Raw genomic sequence first — 17,340 nt, 5'->3', positions numbered from 1 at the left:
CTATTGCCATTTACGGTGGTAAGCACCTAATGTCGTTTGTGTACCTTCTGATACTGATCCTAATGTATCCATCCAGTTCTTTTCTGCTTGGAATGTTTGCGGATTCGCTTTATAACGATCAATAGCTTGTCGCCAAACTTTAGTCACTTGTTCCACATAAGCTGGACTACGTTGACGACCCTCAATTTTTACTGAGGCAATATTAGCCGCAAATAGTTCAGGTAACAGTTCAATGGTATTTAAACTTGTTGGTTCTTCAATCGGGTGATACAGTTCATTGCCAACAAAATAGCGTCCTTTACATAAGGTTGGGTAACCCGCATTTTCACCTTTCTTATGGCAATCGATTAATACATTATTCAGTCTAGATTCAAGTCCTTTATCGGTCTCTTCCCAACGGACAAATTTCGCTGGTGAACAAGCTCCTACGGTATTGGGAGATTCGCCGGTTAAATATGAGGATAAATAACAGCGACCTTCCGCCATAATACATAGACTGCCGAATGCAAATACTTCCAATGGCACTGGAGAGACTTGTGATAACTGTTTTACTTGATGCATGGATAACACTCGCGGTAAAACAATACGATGTACCTGGAAGTTATTATGATAAAACTTAATTGATTCTTCATTGGTTGATGATGCTTGAACCGAGACGTGGCGCTCAAGATTAGGATGTTTTTCGGCTGCATAATCAAGCATGGCTAAATCAGCAATGATTAGGGCATCGGCACCAATGTTTGCTGCTGTATCGACTGCATATTGCCAGCGTTCAAAGTTTTCCGGATGAGCGAAGGTATTAATTGCGATGTGTAACTTTTTACCATGCTTATGTACATATTCAGATGCTTCAATTAAACGCTTTTCATTAAAATTTAATCCCGCAAAATGGCGAGCATTGGTATCATCTTTCAAACCAATATAAACGGCATCAGCACCGTTATCGATTGCTATTTTTAATGATGGTAACGAGCCGGCAGGGCAAAGAAGTTCCATATTTATACCTTTAGATTCTGCATTTTATTCGCCGTGTATTATGCAATAATTCTGGCTGTAATGCGAATAGAAAGCAGGCAAAGTCACTAAAAACATAACAAATGATAGATCAATAGTGTCATGTAAAAAGCCTAACAAAGATAATTAATGATGAAATTGTTTCTGTTATCAACTATCTAGGCATAATCTTTGCCATACCTAGGTAAAAGTTAATGACTTTCGCCTGCGACTTAGAAATGTTTATTTTATATTTTCCCTAATAAAATATAGCAACATGATTAATTCACCATTGCTTATTGTTGAATGAATGATATTCAATACTTCATCGTTGTGGTAATAAACGAGGTTATCCACCAATCGGTGAAAAACTGTCATTACCAGTAACAGTTCTAATTGGTGATTATATTTTTTAGATAATGGTTATTTTGATTTGCTTTATTTAGGTTTATTTTGTGAAAATAATTGAGGAGTGTATACCGTCTTATTGATATTTGAATATCCGTGGGCTATTAATAAAGCAATAATAAGTCGCTGAAGATAATTTTAGACATCAGGATTTTGACATACTAAACGAACTAAATAAAACAACATTAATGTGAAATTAAAATCAGTAATAATATCTATCCCCCCCTTTCCTTAAAATTTTTAGGTAAAGGGGATTAGAGGTAAGTTAAAAAGTAACTAAGTTGTGGTTTTAGGAATTTTACCTGTCCACCAAATTGGTTTTTCATCAGGTTGTAAATTATCGAAAACAGATAAAGGGATTAGCTTGTAGGTAATTAAATCCGGTATTGTAGTATATGCTACCATTACCGGTTGATATTTATAATCGGGATCTGATTTAAACCATTCATAATTTCTTATAGCACATTCAATACACTCATAAAATGCTTCAAAATATTTACCAAAAATTTCAAATAAAGTTGATTTAGCTCTATCTAAATCACTTTTAACTTGACCTGATAATATTTTACTCCAGTCAAATGCTTCTCTATCTAACTGTTTAAACTCTTTTTCTACCAATTTCATTAATGCTACGGCGGCATCTAACTCTTCTAATTTTAAATAACGACGATATAAACGGTCAGTAATCAGTGACCAATTTTGGTCAGGATATTTAGGTAAAACATAATATAAAATACAGTCAAAAAATAGCTGCATATCACTATCTGTACCTAATTCATATACTGACCCACCACCTCTGAAACCAATTTTTATTAACATAATTTACTCACCTCCTATTTTGTTTTAAATTCAATTTGTTCAGGCTTAATTATTCCATTTGATTTATTTTTTATACCCTGTTTTATTTTAAATTGCTGTGCGGCAGTCATTTTCTGACCGCGAATATCTATTACAACTAATTGTTGTACTCCTGATGGTAGATGTTTTTTTCTATCAATGGCTTGTTTGGAAACATTATCAATCAAACCATTAATATTATTTTGTATATCATAATTTTTTACTTCTATTGAACAAGTAGTACCATTACAAAAATCTGGTCTTACACTCCCGTCTGTTCCCCATTTTACCTTTTGACCATTCAGATAGCTTTCCTGAGCATTAAAATCAGGAGTTAACGTTTTACCGGCATCTTTATGAATAGTGCGTTCGAGCTCTTTTACCTGTTCGCCTAACTCTTTTAAGCTCGTGACAATGTTTTATTTTGTCTACTCATCCTTGTTATTCAAGATAGAAAACTTGATGACTTCCTTCTAAACTATTATAGAGATCAACCGCCTCTTGCCCTTCGGCAATAAACTCTACATCTATCGGAGCGGGTGGATTATTAGGATCTTCATAGTTCCCTTCTAAAAAGGCTTTATATTGTTCCAGAACATATAAAAGCTGTTCCCTAGTAAGGATAACCTGTTGCTCTTCAACATATTCAGTACCAATAAAAACGTAATCGCCGGTAATTAATACCCAATGAGCATTACCAACACCAAACATGCCGTCCGGTGCTCGACTATTTGCTAAATCGGTTAGATTATTAATCCAGATATTGACTGAGTTTATTGAATATTGAATATCAACTCTTAGCCAATCAGCTATTTCTCTTGCTCCAAAGCCAAATATCTTTTTGCTGTTAGGATGTTTTACAAGTTTTCCACCTGTAGGAAGAAAACTTGAATTATCCCACCAGAATATAATTTTATCATTTAACATATTATTTTTTCCCATAAATAGGCCATGCTGTTGCTCCTGTTCCATCAGGTTTTTTATAAAATCCTTGCATTTTTAAACCACTTGAAGACGTTCCTTCCCACATTTCTGTGTTTGGTATTCTTTTTGAATTTTCAAAAGCACTTTTTATTTCCTTTTCAGTTTGACGTTTAGACCAATGCTTAGGGAAGAATGTTGTTTCACCCTGCTTTTCATACCACTTACCTGTAGCAGGATCTCTGACCGATATATACCCTTTCGTGACACCATTTGCATCGGCTTCACCTGTCCACTTATCTACTTTAATATTTGGATCTTTTAAATAATGTCCTCCTGTTCCAACCTTCGTGCCGTCTCTATAAGTCTTAATTTCACCATTTAAAATGTGATCGGTATTGATTGTTACCTGAGTACCTTTACCTGCTTGTTGTTGAACTAACTCGGTCGGTGTTGGTGATGGTTTAAAGTCTTCGAGATACTCTCCTACTTTACTTTCTGTACTCGTCGTGCCTTTTCCAGCATTATTTTAAAACATCAGGCTAAGCAGTTGATTGAATAAGACAAGGCGGCTAAAGAAGAGCAGTAAAATAGACGCAGATTAACGGTGTACCACCACCGCTAACCTACTAATCACAACAACTATAGGAGTAGTTATTATGACTAAGGTATATTCTACGTTGGATAAGATGATTGTCCAGAAGAGCAAGATTGAACGGCATTACACCGTTGGTTATCTGCCGTCCCGCAGTGATGACAGTATTCCGGCTATTCATCTTAAGGGTAAATGGCTAAATCAGGCCGGGTTTACCACCGGTACACCGCTGATTATCCGGGTGATGCAGGGTTGTTTAGTCATCATCACCGAACCTAAACACCAGACGGATAACCGTAAGTTACTCGAAGAGATACAACAGACCCAGCAGCGCATCTGTGATATCACCGTTAAGCTTAATCAGTAAAACGGATAGTCAGAATCCACCCTATCATTGAGTTGAGGTTAACTTCACTAATGGCATGTAATGGATCAAATTATATGGGTCCATTCCATGTCAGCTTATTTTTAAGTTCTACAGGAACCATAGCAAAGAGTTCTTTAATAAAACTAACTTGCTTATCATAATTAATAGATATTTCGGTATTACAGTTCTCATAATAATATCGAGCCTGATGATTTAAAAACCAAATATCATGCTGCTCAAATTCAGCATCAAAAATAGTAATTAATAAATTATGAACTAATTCAGCCTCATAATAACATGATATATCTTTCGCCTTTCTAATCGAGTCTTGTGACTGCACGTTTCTTATATAAGTTAATGTTCGTCCTAACATTTCCACATATATTTCATTTTTCTTCATCATGATTTCCTTGTTGGTAGAGGCAGTGCATCAACAGGGACTTTATTAGTTTTATCCCATTTACCATTTTCTAATAGCTTATGGATATATGTTGCATCACCTGTAGTTTTGTATATTTCTTGAGCTGCTGCCATTCTATGATGACCTTCGGTAATATAATAATTTCCTTTACTATCAATATATCCTGCAATTTTTCCTCTTGTAGCCGTGAACTCAAAACTTCCGTTTAGCATATCGCTTTTCATTAAATCAATTTGAGCAGGATCTCTTAATCCGACTTGAGTACCTTTAATTTCGGGAATACTCCCTTTTACAGCAATATCATCAACCTTATTAACAATATTACCGGGTTTACCTATATTGGTATTTGGTTGCGTAAAATTTACTCCTCCATACAAACCAGCCAATGAAGATACAGTTCCATGTGCAGCCATAACATATTTATACTGTTGAGCAACCTCTTTTTCATATTCATTCTGCATTTCCCATGCTTCTTGCAGCAATCCTTTACAAGCTGAGCTTGAGATGTTACCCAATGAACAATTATCCTGTAAAATTTGATCTCGTTCTTTATCTAGTTTATTGAGATTTTCTAATTCTTTCTTTTCATCTTCTGTTAATTCCTCACCTAGATAGTTTGGCTTTATCCAAGTCAAATAAGCTTTTCGCTTAGCTTCATTTACACTCAAATAATTATTCTCAACCGCATTTTTACTGCTACGAATTGCTGTGCTAGCATCGCTAATATTACCACCGCCAGCGGCTATGGCAAGACCAGTAGCTAGTTGAGATAGTGCGCTGATGGTTTGTTTTTCATCTTCGGTTAACTCGCTGGCATCTTTACCACCATAAAGGGTGTTGATAATTGCTTTACTCGCTAGCTCTCCGCTTACTGCACCAACACCTCCTGATAATGCTGAGTTACCTTGCAGTTCAGCCACTACCGCACCAAGTATTGCATGAGCAATTAAGTTGCTGGCAATATCATCGGTTTGCCATTTACCATCTTCACCCATATGCCCGGTGTGCAGTTTTATCTGCTCAGCTAACCATGGTGCACTAGCGCCAGCAAGGCCGCCGGTCATATCGCCGGTGATAATGCCGGTAATAATTGATACGGCTGAGTCAACGCCTTTACTAAAGTCATTGCCCATTTTGCCATCTTGCGAGTCTTTACCGGCATCTTTATGAATAGTGCGTTCAAGCTCTTTTACCTGTTCGCCTAACTCTTTTAAGCTAGTAACAATGTTTAATCTGGTCTGCTCATCCTCTTTATTAAAGATTGGTTTGAGTTTGCTATGGGCATTTTCGGTATCATGACTGAGTTCATTAATATCTTGTGTTTGTTTATCTGGGTCACGAATGATTAACTCACCGTCACTGATTGCCGCATGGGTAATATTCGAGGCTTCATCGTTGTGGTCATAAATGGTGGGTTGACCACTGGTCGGTGAAAAACCGCCACTACCCTGTCCTTTACTTACCCCAACCGAGCCAGAGATGCTGCTGACATCATATTCCGCTTTGTTTTCAATATCAGTAAAGCCTATAGTGCCGGTATCTAAGCGATTTTTTGACGGGTCAGCTTTCGAGGCTATCACCGCGCCATTTAATTGGGTATGTTCGCCCACGGTAATATCATAACCACCACTGCCGGCAAATATGCCCGATTGCTCGTTAACCGATTCATAATCACTTTTCATTTTATCTTGGGCAAAATTAGCACTCGCACTACTTGCTCCATAGCAAAATGGTGGTACGCAGATGCTGGCACTTGCACCAACAGAGGTGTGTTTAGCATCGTATTTTTCTTTATCTTGTTCACTACTGATGGTTAAGTGACGGCCTATATCGGCAATAACTTGCTCACCAGATAACTCCGCGCCCGTTAAAATAACATCACGACCACTCTGGATGTTAAGTGTATTACTGGCGGTGATGGTGCTGTTGTGATTGATATCACTGGTACCGTTTTCTTTACCTTTGGATTTACTGGCGGCTAACTCAATTGAAAAACCATTTTGCCCGCCCACTAATCCAAAGCCAACACCGGCACCATAGTGACTGCCTGAATCGGTACTTTTCAATTTTTCAGTGCTGTGGGCGGCATCAAATTTGATATCATTCCCCGCATTGAGATTGATGTTTTGCCCGGTAATATCAACGCCTTTCCCTTCAATGTTCTCTTCTGCATTGATATTCACATTTTGACCCGCATGGATCACCGTGCCTGTTTGAGCATTGTTGTGATACTCTGTTTTTTGTTTTGAGTTATCTGCCGTTACACTTACATTGACTTTAATTAAAGAGGCAGAACCACCATCACCATCATTAGCATTATTTTCAGCATTTACGGTTGGTCGGTTTATTTCCGCTGAGGAATCAGCCGCCGTTAAATTAGCTTGTGCGGCATTCACCCCAGCTTGTGCCATATAAATCGCCGCTAAACGTTTGTCTTCCTTATTTTCAATTGCTTTGGCGGCCTTTTCAATTGACTGTGCCGCTGTAACCGCATAGCCGGAGGTAGAAACCGTAACACCATATTGTTTATTACTGCTCTGCGTTTTTTGGTGCAGACTGTCTTCACTGGTTTCCATAATGACATTTTTACCCGTGAGGTTGACAGATTTACCGGCACTAATATCAACACCCGCCAGTTTAACATCATCACCTGCAACGACATTAATATTGCCTTTTGTACTGTTAAGTCCACTGCGAATATTACTTTGTGTTGCTTTATCTTCTAACTCTTTATATCGTGAATGTTGGTAACCAACTGTGCCACTATAGCCATCGCCACCAAGCTCACCAATCACTTTATGGTAACCTTTATTTTCACTGTGTGATTGATTGGTGCTGGCGCTAATATCTACATGGCCTTTTGCTGCATGTAAATTAATATCATATTGTGAGTTTAATAGGCTTCCTTTTATGTCGATATTGCCTTCACGGCTATTGATAGCAATGTTATTTGCCGTGAGCGTGGAGGCATTTTGACCCACTACATCACTATTACTTCGATTACCAGAGCTTTCACTACCATAAGGTAAGATACCCGCACCATGATTTGGACTGCCGTTGATAAATCGTACCGATGAACCCGCTGTCGGCGCTGCTGTCGTGGCACTCCAATTTTTACTCGTTGTTTTACTGTGCTCCAATTGTTTATCTGCCGAGGTTTCAATAGCAACATGACGGTTAGCATCGATAATAATTGCTTCTCCTGCGGTTAAGTCACTTCCTTTAATGACAACATCGCCATGCGTTAGTTGCCCTTGTACATCCCTTTCCTGACTATTACACGGTGGGCTATATCAGAATCCGCCATCAGCACAAAGCAACACCCGCCAAAACCCTCTTCAGCAAACACCCAGCAGGGGCGGGGGCTGGCGGGGTGTTGGAAAAATCCATCCATGATTATCTAAGAATAATCCACTAGGCGCGGTTATCAGCGCCCTTGTGGGGCGCTGCTGCCCTTGCCCAATATGCCCGGCCAGAGGCCGGATAGCTGGTCTATTCGCTGCGCTAGGCTACACACCGCCCCACCGCTGCGCGGCAGGGGGAAAGGCGGGCAAAGCCCGCTAAACCCCACACCAAACCCCGCAGAAATACGCTGGAGCGCTTTTAGCCGCTTTAGCGGCCTTTCCCCCTACCCGAAGGGTGGGGGCGCGTGTGCAGCCCCGCAGGGCCTGTCTCGGTCGATCATTCAGCCCGGCTCATCCTTCTGGCGTGGCGGCAGACCGAACAAGGCGCGGTCGTGGTCGCGTTCAAGGTACGCATCCATTGCCGCCATGAGCCGATCCTCCGGCCACTCGCTGCTGTTCACCTTGGCCAAAATCATGGCCCCCACCAGCACCTTGCGCCTTGTTTCGTTCTTGCGCTCTTGCTGCTGTTCCCTTGCCCGCACCCGCTGAATTTCGGCATTGATTCGCGCTCGTTGTTCTTCGAGCTTGGCCAGCCGATCCGCCGCCTTGTTGCTCCCCTTAACCATCTTGACACCCCATTGTTAATGTGCTGTCTCGTAGGCTATCATGGAGGCACAGCGGCGGCAATCCCGACCCTACTTTGTAGGGGAGGGCGCACTTACCGGTTTCTCTTCGAGAAACTGGCCTAACGGCCACCCTTCGGGCGGTGCGCTCTCCGAGGGCCATTGCATGGAGCCGAAAAGCAAAAGCAACAGCGAGGCAGCATGGCGATTTATCACCTTACGGCGAAAACCGGCAGCAGGTCGGGCGGCCAATCGGCCAGGGCCAAGGCCGACTACATCCAGCGCGAAGGCAAGTATGCCCGCGACATGGATGAAGTCTTGCACGCCGAATCCGGGCACATGCCGGAGTTCGTCGAGCGGCCCGCCGACTACTGGGATGCTGCCGACCTGTATGAACGCGCCAATGGGCGGCTGTTCAAGGAGGTCGAATTTGCCCTGCCGGTCGAGCTGACCCTCGACCAGCAGAAGGCGCTGGCGTCCGAGTTCGCCCAGCACCTGACCGGTGCCGAGCGCCTGCCGTATACGCTGGCCATCCATGCCGGTGGCGGCGAGAACCCGCACTGCCACCTGATGATCTCCGAGCGGATCAATGACGGCATCGAGCGGCCCGCCGCTCAGTGGTTCAAGCGGTACAACGGCAAGACCCCGGAGAAGGGCGGGGCACAGAAGACCGAAGCGCTCAAGCCCAAGGCATGGCTTGAGCAGACCCGCGAGGCATGGGCCGACCATGCCAACCGGGCATTAGAGCGGGCTGGCCACGACGCCCGCATTGACCACAGAACACTTGAGGCGCAGGGCATCGAGCGCCTGCCCGGTGTTCACCTGGGGCCGAACGTGGTGGAGATGGAAGGCCGGGGCATCCGCACCGACCGGGCAGACGTGGCCCTGAACATCGACACCGCCAACGCCCAGATCATCGACTTACAGGAATACCGGGAGGCAATAGACCATGAACGCAATCGACAGAGTGAAGAAATCCAGAGGCATCAACGAGTTAGCGGAGCAGATCGAACCGCTGGCCCAGAGCATGGCGACACTGGCCGACGAAGCCCGGCAGGTCATGAGCCAGACCCAGCAGGCCAGCGAGGCGCAGGCGGCGGAGTGGCTGAAAGCCCAGCGCCAGACAGGGGCGGCATGGGTGGAGCTGGCCAAAGAGTTGCGGGAGGTAGCCGCCGAGGTGAGCAGCGCCGCGCAGAGCGCCCGGAGCGCGTCGCGGGGGTGGCACTGGAAGCTATGGCTAACCGTGATGCTGGCTTCCATGATGCCTACGGTGGTGCTGCTGATCGCATCGTTGCTCTTGCTCGACCTGACGCCACTGACAACCGAGGACGGCTCGATCTGGCTGCGCTTGGTGGCCCGATGAAGAACGACAGGACTTTGCAGGCCATAGGCCGACAGCTCAAGGCCATGGGCTGTGAGCGCTTCGATATCGGCGTCAGGGACGCCACCACCGGCCAGATGATGAACCGGGAATGGTCAGCCGCCGAAGTGCTCCAGAACACGCCATGGCTCAAGCGGATGAATGCCCAGGGCAATGACGTGTATATCAGGCCCGCCGAGCAGGAGCGGCATGGTCTGGTGCTGGTGGACGACCTCAGCGAGTTTGACCTGGATGACATGAAAGCCGAGGGCCGGGAGCCTGCCCTGGTAGTGGAAACCAGCCCGAAGAACTATCAGGCATGGGTCAAGGTGGCCGACGCCGCAGGCGGTGAACTTCGGGGGCAGATTGCCCGGACGCTGGCCAGCGAGTACGACGCCGACCCGGCCAGCGCCGACAGCCGCCACTATGGCCGCTTGGCGGGCTTCACCAACCGCAAGGACAAGCACACCACCCGCGCCGGTTATCAGCCGTGGGTGCTGCTGCGTGAATCCAAGGGCAAGACCGCCACCGCTGGCCCGGCGCTGGTGCAGCAGGCTGGCCAGCAGATCGAGCAGGCCCAGCGGCAGCAGGAGAAGGCCCGCAGGCTGGCCAGCCTCGAACTGCCCGAGCGGCAGCTTAGCCGCCACCGGCGCACGGCGCTGGACGAGTACCGCAGCGAGATGGCCGGGCTGGTCAAGCGCTTCGGTGATGACCTCAGCAAGTGCGACTTTATCGCCGCGCAGAAGCTGGCCAGCCGGGGCCGCAGTGCCGAGGAAATCGGCAAGGCCATGGCCGAGGCCAGCCCAGCGCTGGCAGAGCGCAAGCCCGGCCACGAAGCGGATTACATCGAGCGCACCGTCAGCAAGGTCATGGGTCTGCCCAGCGTCCAGCTTGCGCGGGCCGAGCTGGCACGGGCACCGGCACCCCGCCAGCGAGGCATGGACAGGGGCGGGCCAGATTTCAGCATGTAGTGCTTGCGTTGGTACTCACGCCTGTTATACTATGAGTACTCACGCACAGAAGGGGGTTTTATGGAATACGAAAAAAGCGCTTCAGGGTCGGTCTACCTGATCAAAAGTGACAAGGGCTATTGGTTGCCCGGTGGCTTTGGTTATACGTCAAACAAGGCCGAGGCTGGCCGCTTTTCAGTCGCTGATATGGCCAGCCTTAACCTTGACGGCTGCACCTTGTCCTTGTTCCGCGAAGACAAGCCTTTCGGCCCCGGCAAGTTTCTCGGTGACTGATATGAAAGACCAAAAGGACAAGCAGACCGGCGACCTGCTGGCCAGCCCTGACGCTGTACGCCAAGCGCGATATGCCGAGCGCATGAAGGCCAAAGGGATGCGTCAGCGCAAGTTCTGGCTGACCGACGACGAATACGAGGCGCTGCGCGAGTGCCTGGAAGAACTCAGAGCGGCGCAGGGCGGGGGTAGTGACCCCGCCAGCGCCTAACCACCAACTGCCTGCAAAGGAGGCAATCAATGGCTACCCATAAGCCTATCAATATTCTGGAGGCGTTCGCAGCAGCGCCGCCACCGCTGGACTACGTTTTGCCCAACATGGTGGCCGGTACGGTCGGGGCGCTGGTGTCGCCCGGTGGTGCCGGTAAATCCATGCTGGCCCTGCAACTGGCCGCACAGATTGCAGGCGGGCCGGATCTGCTGGAGGTGGGCGAACTGCCCACCGGCCCGGTGATCTACCTGCCCGCCGAAGACCCGCCCACCGCCATTCATCACCGCCTGCACGCCCTTGGGGCGCACCTCAGCGCCGAGGAACGGCAAGCCGTGGCTGACGGCCTGCTGATCCAGCCGCTGATCGGCAGCCTGCCCAACATCATGGCCCCGGAGTGGTTCGACGGCCTCAAGCGCGCCGCCGAGGGCCGCCGCCTGATGGTGCTGGACACGCTGCGCCGGTTCCACATCGAGGAAGAAAACGCCAGCGGCCCCATGGCCCAGGTCATCGGTCGCATGGAGGCCATCGCCGCCGATACCGGGTGCTCTATCGTGTTCCTGCACCATGCCAGCAAGGGCGCGGCCATGATGGGCGCAGGCGACCAGCAGCAGGCCAGCCGGGGCAGCTCGGTACTGGTCGATAACATCCGCTGGCAGTCCTACCTGTCGAGCATGACCAGCGCCGAGGCCGAGGAATGGGGTGTGGACGACGACCAGCGCCGGTTCTTCGTCCGCTTCGGTGTGAGCAAGGCCAACTATGGCGCACCGTTCGCTGATCGGTGGTTCAGGCGGCATGACGGCGGGGTGCTCAAGCCCGCCGTGCTGGAGAGGCAGCGCAAGAGCAAGGGGGTGCCCCGTGGTGAAGCCTAAGAACAAGCACAGCCTCAGCCACGTCCGGCACGACCCGGCGCACTGTCTGGCCCCCGGCCTGTTCCGTGCCCTCAAGCGGGGCGAGCGCAAGCGCAGCAAGCTGGACGTGACGTATGACTACGGCGACGGCAAGCGGATCGAGTTCAGCGGCCCGGAGCCGCTGGGCGCTGATGATCTGCGCATCCTGCAAGGGCTGGTGGCCATGGCTGGGCCTAATGGCCTAGTGCTTGGCCCGGAACCCAAGACCGAAGGCGGACGGCAGCTCCGGCTGTTCCTGGAACCCAAGTGGGAGGCCGTCACCGCTGATGCCATGGTGGTCAAAGGTAGCTATCGGGCGCTGGCAAAGGAAATCGGGGCAGAGGTCGATAGTGGTGGGGCGCTCAAGCACATACAGGACTGCATCGAGCGCCTTTGGAAGGTATCCATCATCGCCCAGAATGGCCGCAAGCGGCAGGGGTTTCGGCTGCTGTCGGAGTACGCCAGCGACGAGGCGGACGGGCGCCTGTACGTGGCCCTGAACCCCTTGATCGCGCAGGCCGTCATGGGTGGCGGCCAGCATGTGCGCATCAGCATGGACGAGGTGCGGGCGCTGGACAGCGAAACCGCCCGCCTGCTGCACCAGCGGCTGTGTGGCTGGATCGACCCCGGCAAAACCGGCAAGGCTTCCATAGATACCTTGTGCGGCTATGTCTGGCCGTCAGAGGCCAGTGGTTCGACCATGCGCAAGCGCCGCCAGCGGGTGCGCGAGGCGTTGCCGGAGCTGGTCGCGCTGGGCTGGACGGTAACCGAGTTCGCGGCGGGCAAGTACGACATCACCCGGCCCAAGGCGGCAGGCTGACCCCCCCCACTCTATTGTAAACAAGACATTTTTATCTTTTATATTCAATGGCTTATTTTCCTGCTAATTGGTAATACCATGAAAAATACCATGCTCAGAAAAGGCTTAACAATATTTTGAAAAATTGCCTACTGAGCGCTGCCGCACAGCTCCATAGGCCGCTTTCCTTGCTTTGCTTCCAGATGTATGCTATTCTGCTCCTGCAGCTAATGGATCACCGCAAACAGGTTACTCGCCTGGGGATTCCCTTTCGACCCGAGCATCCGTATGATACTCATGCTCGATTATTATTATTATAGAAGCCCCCATGAATAAATCGCTCATCATTTTCGGCATCGTCAACATAACCTCGGACAGTTTCTCCGATGGAGGCCGGTATCTGGCGCCAGACGCAGCCATTGCGCAGGCGCGTAAGCTGATGGCCGAGGGGGCAGATGTGATCGACCTCGGTCCGGCATCCAGCAATCCCGACGCCGCGCCTGTTTCGTCCGACACAGAAATCGCGCGTATCGCGCCGGTGCTGGACGCGCTCAAGGCAGATGGCATTCCCGTCTCGCTCGACAGTTATCAACCCGCGACGCAAGCCTATGCCTTGTCGCGTGGTGTGGCCTATCTCAATGATATTCGCGGTTTTCCAGACGCTGCGTTCTATCCGCAATTGGCGAAATCATCTGCCAAACTCGTCGTTATGCATTCGGTGCAAGACGGGCAGGCAGATCGGCGCGAGGCACCCGCTGGCGACATCATGGATCACATTGCGGCGTTCTTTGACGCGCGCATCGCGGCGCTGACGGGTGCCGGTATCAAACGCAACCGCCTTGTCCTTGATCCCGGCATGGGGTTTTTTCTGGGGGCTGCTCCCGAAACCTCGCTCTCGGTGCTGGCGCGGTTCGATGAATTGCGGCTGCGCTTCGATTTGCCGGTGCTTCTGTCTGTTTCGCGCAAATCCTTTCTGCGCGCGCTCACAGGCCGTGGTCCGGGGGATGTCGGGGCCGCGACACTCGCTGCAGAGCTTGCCGCCGCCGCAGGTGGAGCTGACTTCATCCGCACACACGAGCCGCGCCCCTTGCGCGACGGGCTGGCGGTATTGGCGGCGCTGAAAGAAACCGCAAGAATTCGTTAACTGCACATTCGGGATATTTCTCTATATTCGCGCTTCATCAGAAAACTGAAGGAACCTCCATTGAATCGAACTAATATTTTTTTTGGTGAATCGCATTCTGACTGGTTGCCTGTCAGAGGCGGAGAATCTGGTGATTTTGTTTTTCGACGTGGTGACGGGCATGCCTTCGCGAAAATCGCACCTGCTTCCCGCCGCGGTGAGCTCGCTGGAGAGCGTGACCGCCTCATTTGGCTCAAAGGTCGAGGTGTGGCTTGCCCCGAGGTCATCAACTGGCAGGAGGAACAGGAGGGTGCATGCTTGGTGATAACGGCAATTCCGGGAGTACCGGCGGCTGATCTGTCTGGAGCGGATTTGCTCAAAGCGTGGCCGTCAATGGGGCAGCAACTTGGCGCTGTTCACAGCCTATCGGTTGATCAATGTCCGTTTGAGCGCAGGCTGTCGCGAATGTTCGGACGCGCCGTTGATGTGGTGTCCCGCAATGCCGTCAATCCCGACTTCTTACCGGACGAGGACAAGAGTACGCCGCAGCTCGATCTTTTGGCTCGTGTCGAACGAGAGCTACCGGTGCGGCTCGACCAAGAGCGCACCGATATGGTTGTTTGCCATGGTGATCCCTGCATGCCGAACTTCATGGTGGACCCTAAAACTCTTCAATGCACGGGTCTGATCGACCTTGGGCGGCTCGGAACAGCAGATCGCTATGCCGATTTGGCACTCATGATTGCTAACGCCGAAGAGAACTGGGCAGCGCCAGATGAAGCAGAGCGCGCCTTCGCTGTCCTATTCAATGTATTGGGGATCGAAGCCCCCGACCGCGAACGCCTTGCCTTCTATCTGCGATTGGACCCTCTGACTTGGGGTTGATGTTCATGCCGCCTGTTTTTCCTGCTCATTGGCACGTTTCGCAACCTGTTCTCATTGCGGACACCTTTTCCAGCCTCGTTTGGAAAGTTTCATTGCCAGACGGGACTCCTGCAATCGTCAAGGGATTGAAACCTATAGAAGACATTGCTGATGAACTGCGCGGGGCCGACTATCTGGTATGGCGCAATGGGAGGGGAGCAGTCCGGTTCATTGATGACGGGATCAGTACCGACGGTGATATGGGGCAAATGGTGGTCACCATCCTGTCGGCTGTGGCACAGGCTGAACGCCGGAGGATCCTAGAGCGCACGAATGAGGGCCGACAGGAAGCAAAGCTGAAAGGAATCAAATTTGGCCGCAGGCGTACCGTGGACAGGAACGTCGTGCTGACGCTTCATCAGAAGGGCACTGGTGCAACGGAAATTGCTCATCAGCTCAGTATTGCCCGCTCCACGGTTTATAAAATTCTTGAAGACGAAAGGGCCTCGTGATACTATAGGTTAATGTCATGATAATAATGGTTTCTTAGACGTCAGGTGGCACTTTTCGGGGAAATGTGCGCGGAACCCCTATTTGTTTATTTTTCTAAATACATTCAAATATGTATCCGCTCATGAGACAATAACCCTGATAAATGCTTCAATAATATTGAAAAAGGAAGAGTATGAGTATTCAACATTTCCGTGTCGCCCTTATTCCCTTTTTTGCGGCATTTTGCCTTCCTGTTTTTGCTCACCCAGAAACGCTGGTGAAAGTAAAAGATGCTGAAGATCAGTTGGGTGCACGAGTGGGTTACATCGAACTGGATCTCAACAGCGGTAAGATCCTTGAGAGTTTTCGCCCCGAAGAACGTTTTCCAATGATGAGCACTTTTAAAGTTCTGCTATGTGGTGCGGTATTATCCCGTGTTGACGCCGGGCAAGAGCAACTCGGTCGCCGCATACACTATTCTCAGAATGACTTGGTTGAGTACTCACCAGTCACAGAAAAGCATCTTACGGATGGCATGACAGTAAGAGAATTATGCAGTGCTGCCATAACCATGAGTGATAACACTGCGGCCAACTTACTTCTGACAACGATCGGAGGACCGAAGGAGCTAACCGCTTTTTTGCACAACATGGGGGATCATGTAACTCGCCTTGATCGTTGGGAACCGGAGCTGAATGAAGCCATACCAAACGACGAGCGTGACACCACGATGCCTGCAGCAATGGCAACAACGTTGCGCAAACTATTAACTGGCGAACTACTTACTCTAGCTTCCCGGCAACAATTAATAGACTGGATGGAGGCGGATAAAGTTGCAGGACCACTTCTGCGCTCGGCCCTTCCGGCTGGCTGGTTTATTGCTGATAAATCTGGAGCCGGTGAGCGTGGGTCTCGCGGTATCATTGCAGCACTGGGGCCAGATGGTAAGCCCTCCCGTATCGTAGTTATCTACACGACGGGGAGTCAGGCAACTATGGATGAACGAAATAGACAGATCGCTGAGATAGGTGCCTCACTGATTAAGCATTGGTAACTGTCAGACCAAGTTTACTCATATATACTTTAGATTGATTTAAAACTTCATTTTTAATTTAAAAGGATCTAGGTGAAGATCCTTTTTGATAATCTCATGACCAAAATCCCTTAACGTGAGTTTTCGTTCCACTGAGCGTCAGACCCCGAAACCGCGACGCTTACAGCTGAAAGCGACCAGGTGCTCGGCGTGGCAAGACTCGCAGCGAACCCGTAGAAAGCCATGCTCCAGCCGCCCGCATTGGAGAAATTCTTCAAATTCCCGTTGCACATAGCCCGGCAATTCCTTTCCCTGCTCTGCCATAAGCGCAGCGAATGCCGGGTAATACTCGTCAACGATCTGATAGAGAAGGGTTTGCTCGGGTCGGTGGCTCTGGTAACGACCAGTATCCCGATCCCGGCTGGCCGTCCTGGCCGCCACATGAGGCATGTTCCGCGTCCTTGCAATACTGTGTTTACATACAGTCTATCGCTTAGCGGAAAGTTCTTTTACCCTCAGCCGAAATGCCTGCCGTTGCTAGACATTGCCAGCCAGTGCCCGTCACTCCCGTACTAACTGTCACGAACCCCTGCAATAACTGTCACGCCCCCCTGCAATAACTGTCACGAACCCCTGCAATAACTGTCACGCCCCCAAACCTGCAAACCCAGCAGGCGATTGGCTGGAGGACGCCGGCTTTACCACCGGGCAACCCGTCACCATCACAGCTAAAAAAGGGAAGTTGATTGTTGAAATTGCGAGGTAGATCCAGAGTTGATAAATAATTAATCCAGCTCTGCGAGCTCTGTCGCAGGACTAGA

The 17,340-nt window shown here is 49.5% G+C and carries 19 protein-coding genes and 5 pseudogenes; 14 read left to right on the top strand and 10 right to left on the bottom strand.

Annotated elements, in window-relative coordinates; all coding sequences use genetic code 11:
* The 5 genes from H3U96_RS06240 to H3U96_RS11415 form a co-directional block, all read right to left on the bottom strand.
* The gene (locus H3U96_RS06240; protein ID WP_086356689.1) at positions 1–996 is read right to left on the bottom strand and encodes a peptidase U32 family protein; all 996 of its coding nucleotides are present in this window, start codon (positions 994–996) and stop codon (positions 1–3) included.
* A gap of 681 nt (positions 997–1,677) precedes the next feature.
* Entirely contained in the window at positions 1,678–2,220 is a 543-nt protein-coding gene (locus H3U96_RS06235; protein ID WP_198195958.1) for a hypothetical protein, read from the bottom strand.
* 14 nt (positions 2,221–2,234) lie between these two features.
* Complete coding sequence (locus H3U96_RS06230) at positions 2,235–2,426, bottom strand: hypothetical protein (protein WP_198195956.1); 192 nt, start codon at positions 2,424–2,426, stop codon at positions 2,235–2,237.
* A gap of 253 nt (positions 2,427–2,679) precedes the next feature.
* Entirely contained in the window at positions 2,680–3,165 is a 486-nt protein-coding gene (locus H3U96_RS06225) for a hypothetical protein (protein WP_133052295.1), read from the bottom strand.
* A 1-nt stretch (position 3,166) separates the two neighbouring features.
* Positions 3,167–3,547, bottom strand: coding sequence for an EndoU domain-containing protein (locus H3U96_RS11415; RefSeq protein ID WP_370545634.1), 381 nt, complete (start codon positions 3,545–3,547; stop codon positions 3,167–3,169).
* A 271-nt stretch (positions 3,548–3,818) separates the two neighbouring features.
* On the opposite strand from H3U96_RS11415, the gene H3U96_RS06215 reads away from it, so the two are divergent.
* A complete protein-coding gene (locus tag H3U96_RS06215; RefSeq protein WP_198192287.1) occupies positions 3,819–4,121 on the top strand; it encodes a SymE family type I addiction module toxin in 303 nt (100 codons plus the stop codon).
* A 70-nt stretch (positions 4,122–4,191) separates the two neighbouring features.
* Here the strand turns inward: H3U96_RS06215 and H3U96_RS06210 are convergent, their stop codons facing one another.
* From H3U96_RS06210 to H3U96_RS06200, 4 genes and pseudogenes are all read right to left on the bottom strand, one after another.
* Positions 4,192–4,521 carry a hypothetical protein gene (locus H3U96_RS06210; RefSeq protein ID WP_034901483.1) on the bottom strand — a complete coding sequence of 110 codons (330 nt, stop codon included), beginning with the start codon at positions 4,519–4,521 and terminating at the stop codon, positions 4,192–4,194.
* A complete protein-coding gene (locus H3U96_RS11240) occupies positions 4,521–5,537 on the bottom strand; it encodes a VENN motif pre-toxin domain-containing protein (RefSeq protein WP_232347757.1) in 1,017 nt (338 codons plus the stop codon). Before H3U96_RS11240 ends, H3U96_RS06210 begins: the two co-directional genes overlap by 1 nt.
* 780 nt (positions 5,538–6,317) lie before the next feature.
* A pseudogene (locus H3U96_RS11235) lies at positions 6,318–7,775 on the bottom strand (hemagglutinin repeat-containing protein); the annotation flags it as partial.
* Between the two features lie 452 nt (positions 7,776–8,227).
* Positions 8,228–8,512 (bottom strand): mobilization protein C, encoded by a 285-nt coding sequence (locus H3U96_RS06200; protein WP_000238497.1) that lies wholly within the window; start codon positions 8,510–8,512, stop codon positions 8,228–8,230.
* 198 nt (positions 8,513–8,710) lie between these two features.
* Between H3U96_RS06200 and H3U96_RS11230 the strand changes: the two are divergent.
* The 12 genes and pseudogenes from H3U96_RS11230 to H3U96_RS06155 form a co-directional block, all read left to right on the top strand.
* Positions 8,711–9,304, top strand: a pseudogene (locus H3U96_RS11230) (MobA/MobL family protein); the annotation flags it as partial.
* A 154-nt stretch (positions 9,305–9,458) separates the two neighbouring features.
* Positions 9,459–9,872, top strand: coding sequence for an IncQ-type mobilization protein MobB (locus H3U96_RS11225; RefSeq protein ID WP_010890157.1), 414 nt, complete (start codon positions 9,459–9,461; stop codon positions 9,870–9,872).
* On the top strand, positions 9,869–10,840 hold the full coding sequence (locus H3U96_RS11220) for a DNA-primase RepB domain-containing protein (RefSeq protein WP_010890158.1): 972 nt from the start codon (positions 9,869–9,871) through the stop codon (positions 10,838–10,840). The genes H3U96_RS11225 and H3U96_RS11220 overlap by 4 nt, the downstream gene beginning before the upstream one ends.
* Before the next feature lie 60 nt (positions 10,841–10,900).
* Positions 10,901–11,113 carry a hypothetical protein gene (locus tag H3U96_RS06190; protein WP_000455501.1) on the top strand — a complete coding sequence of 71 codons (213 nt, stop codon included), beginning with the start codon at positions 10,901–10,903 and terminating at the stop codon, positions 11,111–11,113.
* A gap of 1 nt (position 11,114) precedes the next feature.
* On the top strand, positions 11,115–11,321 hold the full coding sequence (gene urfF, locus H3U96_RS06185) for a plasmid repression protein F (RefSeq protein WP_007857788.1): 207 nt from the start codon (positions 11,115–11,117) through the stop codon (positions 11,319–11,321).
* Between the two features lie 29 nt (positions 11,322–11,350).
* A complete protein-coding gene (locus tag H3U96_RS06180) occupies positions 11,351–12,190 on the top strand; it encodes a helicase RepA family protein (RefSeq protein ID WP_000190708.1) in 840 nt (279 codons plus the stop codon).
* The gene (gene repC, locus H3U96_RS06175) at positions 12,177–13,028 is read left to right on the top strand and encodes a replication protein C, IncQ-type (protein ID WP_000240536.1); all 852 of its coding nucleotides are present in this window, start codon (positions 12,177–12,179) and stop codon (positions 13,026–13,028) included. The genes H3U96_RS06180 and repC overlap by 14 nt, the downstream gene beginning before the upstream one ends.
* A 307-nt stretch (positions 13,029–13,335) precedes the next feature.
* Positions 13,336–14,151 (top strand): sulfonamide-resistant dihydropteroate synthase Sul2, encoded by an 816-nt coding sequence (sul2, locus tag H3U96_RS06170; protein ID WP_001043260.1) that lies wholly within the window; start codon positions 13,336–13,338, stop codon positions 14,149–14,151.
* Between the two features lie 60 nt (positions 14,152–14,211).
* A complete protein-coding gene (gene aph(3'')-Ib, locus H3U96_RS06165; RefSeq protein ID WP_001082319.1) occupies positions 14,212–15,015 on the top strand; it encodes an aminoglycoside O-phosphotransferase APH(3'')-Ib in 804 nt (267 codons plus the stop codon).
* Positions 15,015–15,227: pseudogene (locus H3U96_RS11215) on the top strand (aminoglycoside phosphotransferase family protein); the annotation flags it as partial. The gene aph(3'')-Ib and the pseudogene H3U96_RS11215, both read left to right, overlap by 1 nt.
* A pseudogene (locus H3U96_RS11410) lies at positions 15,213–15,506 on the top strand (helix-turn-helix domain-containing protein); the annotation flags it as partial. The pseudogenes H3U96_RS11215 and H3U96_RS11410, both read left to right, overlap by 15 nt.
* A 173-nt stretch (positions 15,507–15,679) precedes the next feature.
* Positions 15,680–16,540 (top strand): broad-spectrum class A beta-lactamase TEM-1, encoded by an 861-nt coding sequence (locus H3U96_RS06155; RefSeq protein ID WP_000027057.1) that lies wholly within the window; start codon positions 15,680–15,682, stop codon positions 16,538–16,540.
* Between the two features lie 147 nt (positions 16,541–16,687).
* On the opposite strand, the pseudogene H3U96_RS06150 reads toward H3U96_RS06155, so the two are convergent.
* A pseudogene (locus H3U96_RS06150) lies at positions 16,688–16,969 on the bottom strand (IS91 family transposase); the annotation flags it as partial.
* A 148-nt stretch (positions 16,970–17,117) separates the two neighbouring features.
* Here H3U96_RS06150 and H3U96_RS11405 point away from each other — a divergent pair.
* Positions 17,118–17,285: a SymE family type I addiction module toxin gene (locus H3U96_RS11405; protein WP_198196009.1), complete on the top strand. Its 168-nt coding sequence runs from the start codon at positions 17,118–17,120 to the stop codon at positions 17,283–17,285.
* The last annotated feature ends 55 nt before the right edge of the window (positions 17,286–17,340 follow it).

The sequence above is a fragment of the Gilliamella sp. M0364 genome, from assembly GCF_016100565.1.
GTDB classification, from domain to species: domain Bacteria; phylum Pseudomonadota; class Gammaproteobacteria; order Enterobacterales; family Orbaceae; genus Gilliamella; species Gilliamella apis.
The sequence above is the reverse complement of the archived record's forward strand: the minus strand, read 5'-3'. Positions and strand labels throughout refer to the sequence as shown.

Excerpts from the sequence above, each read along its gene's own strand:
- H3U96_RS06180 (WP_000190708.1), top strand. The coding sequence starts at position 11,351 with ATGGCTACCCATAAGCCTATCAATATTCTGGAGGCGTTCGCAGCAGCG.
- H3U96_RS06200 (WP_000238497.1), bottom strand. The coding sequence starts at position 8,512 with ATGGTTAAGGGGAGCAACAAGGCGGCGGATCGGCTGGCCAAGCTCGAA.
- H3U96_RS06235 (WP_198195958.1), bottom strand. The coding sequence starts at position 2,220 with ATGTTAATAAAAATTGGTTTCAGAGGTGGTGGGTCAGTATATGAATTA.
- H3U96_RS06155 (WP_000027057.1), top strand. The coding sequence starts at position 15,680 with ATGAGTATTCAACATTTCCGTGTCGCCCTTATTCCCTTTTTTGCGGCA.
- H3U96_RS11240 (WP_232347757.1), bottom strand. The coding sequence starts at position 5,537 with ATGGGTGAAGATGGTAAATGGCAAACCGATGATATTGCCAGCAACTTA.
- H3U96_RS11220 (WP_010890158.1), top strand. The coding sequence starts at position 9,869 with ATGAAGAACGACAGGACTTTGCAGGCCATAGGCCGACAGCTCAAGGCC.
- H3U96_RS11225 (WP_010890157.1), top strand. The coding sequence starts at position 9,459 with ATGAACGCAATCGACAGAGTGAAGAAATCCAGAGGCATCAACGAGTTA.
- urfF (WP_007857788.1), top strand. The coding sequence starts at position 11,115 with ATGAAAGACCAAAAGGACAAGCAGACCGGCGACCTGCTGGCCAGCCCT.
- sul2 (WP_001043260.1), top strand. The coding sequence starts at position 13,336 with ATGAATAAATCGCTCATCATTTTCGGCATCGTCAACATAACCTCGGAC.
- H3U96_RS06210 (WP_034901483.1), bottom strand. The coding sequence starts at position 4,521 with ATGAAGAAAAATGAAATATATGTGGAAATGTTAGGACGAACATTAACT.
- H3U96_RS06240 (WP_086356689.1), bottom strand. The coding sequence starts at position 996 with ATGGAACTTCTTTGCCCTGCCGGCTCGTTACCATCATTAAAAATAGCA.
- H3U96_RS06215 (WP_198192287.1), top strand. The coding sequence starts at position 3,819 with ATGACTAAGGTATATTCTACGTTGGATAAGATGATTGTCCAGAAGAGC.
- H3U96_RS06225 (WP_133052295.1), bottom strand. The coding sequence starts at position 3,165 with ATGTTAAATGATAAAATTATATTCTGGTGGGATAATTCAAGTTTTCTT.
- H3U96_RS06190 (WP_000455501.1), top strand. The coding sequence starts at position 10,901 with ATGGAATACGAAAAAAGCGCTTCAGGGTCGGTCTACCTGATCAAAAGT.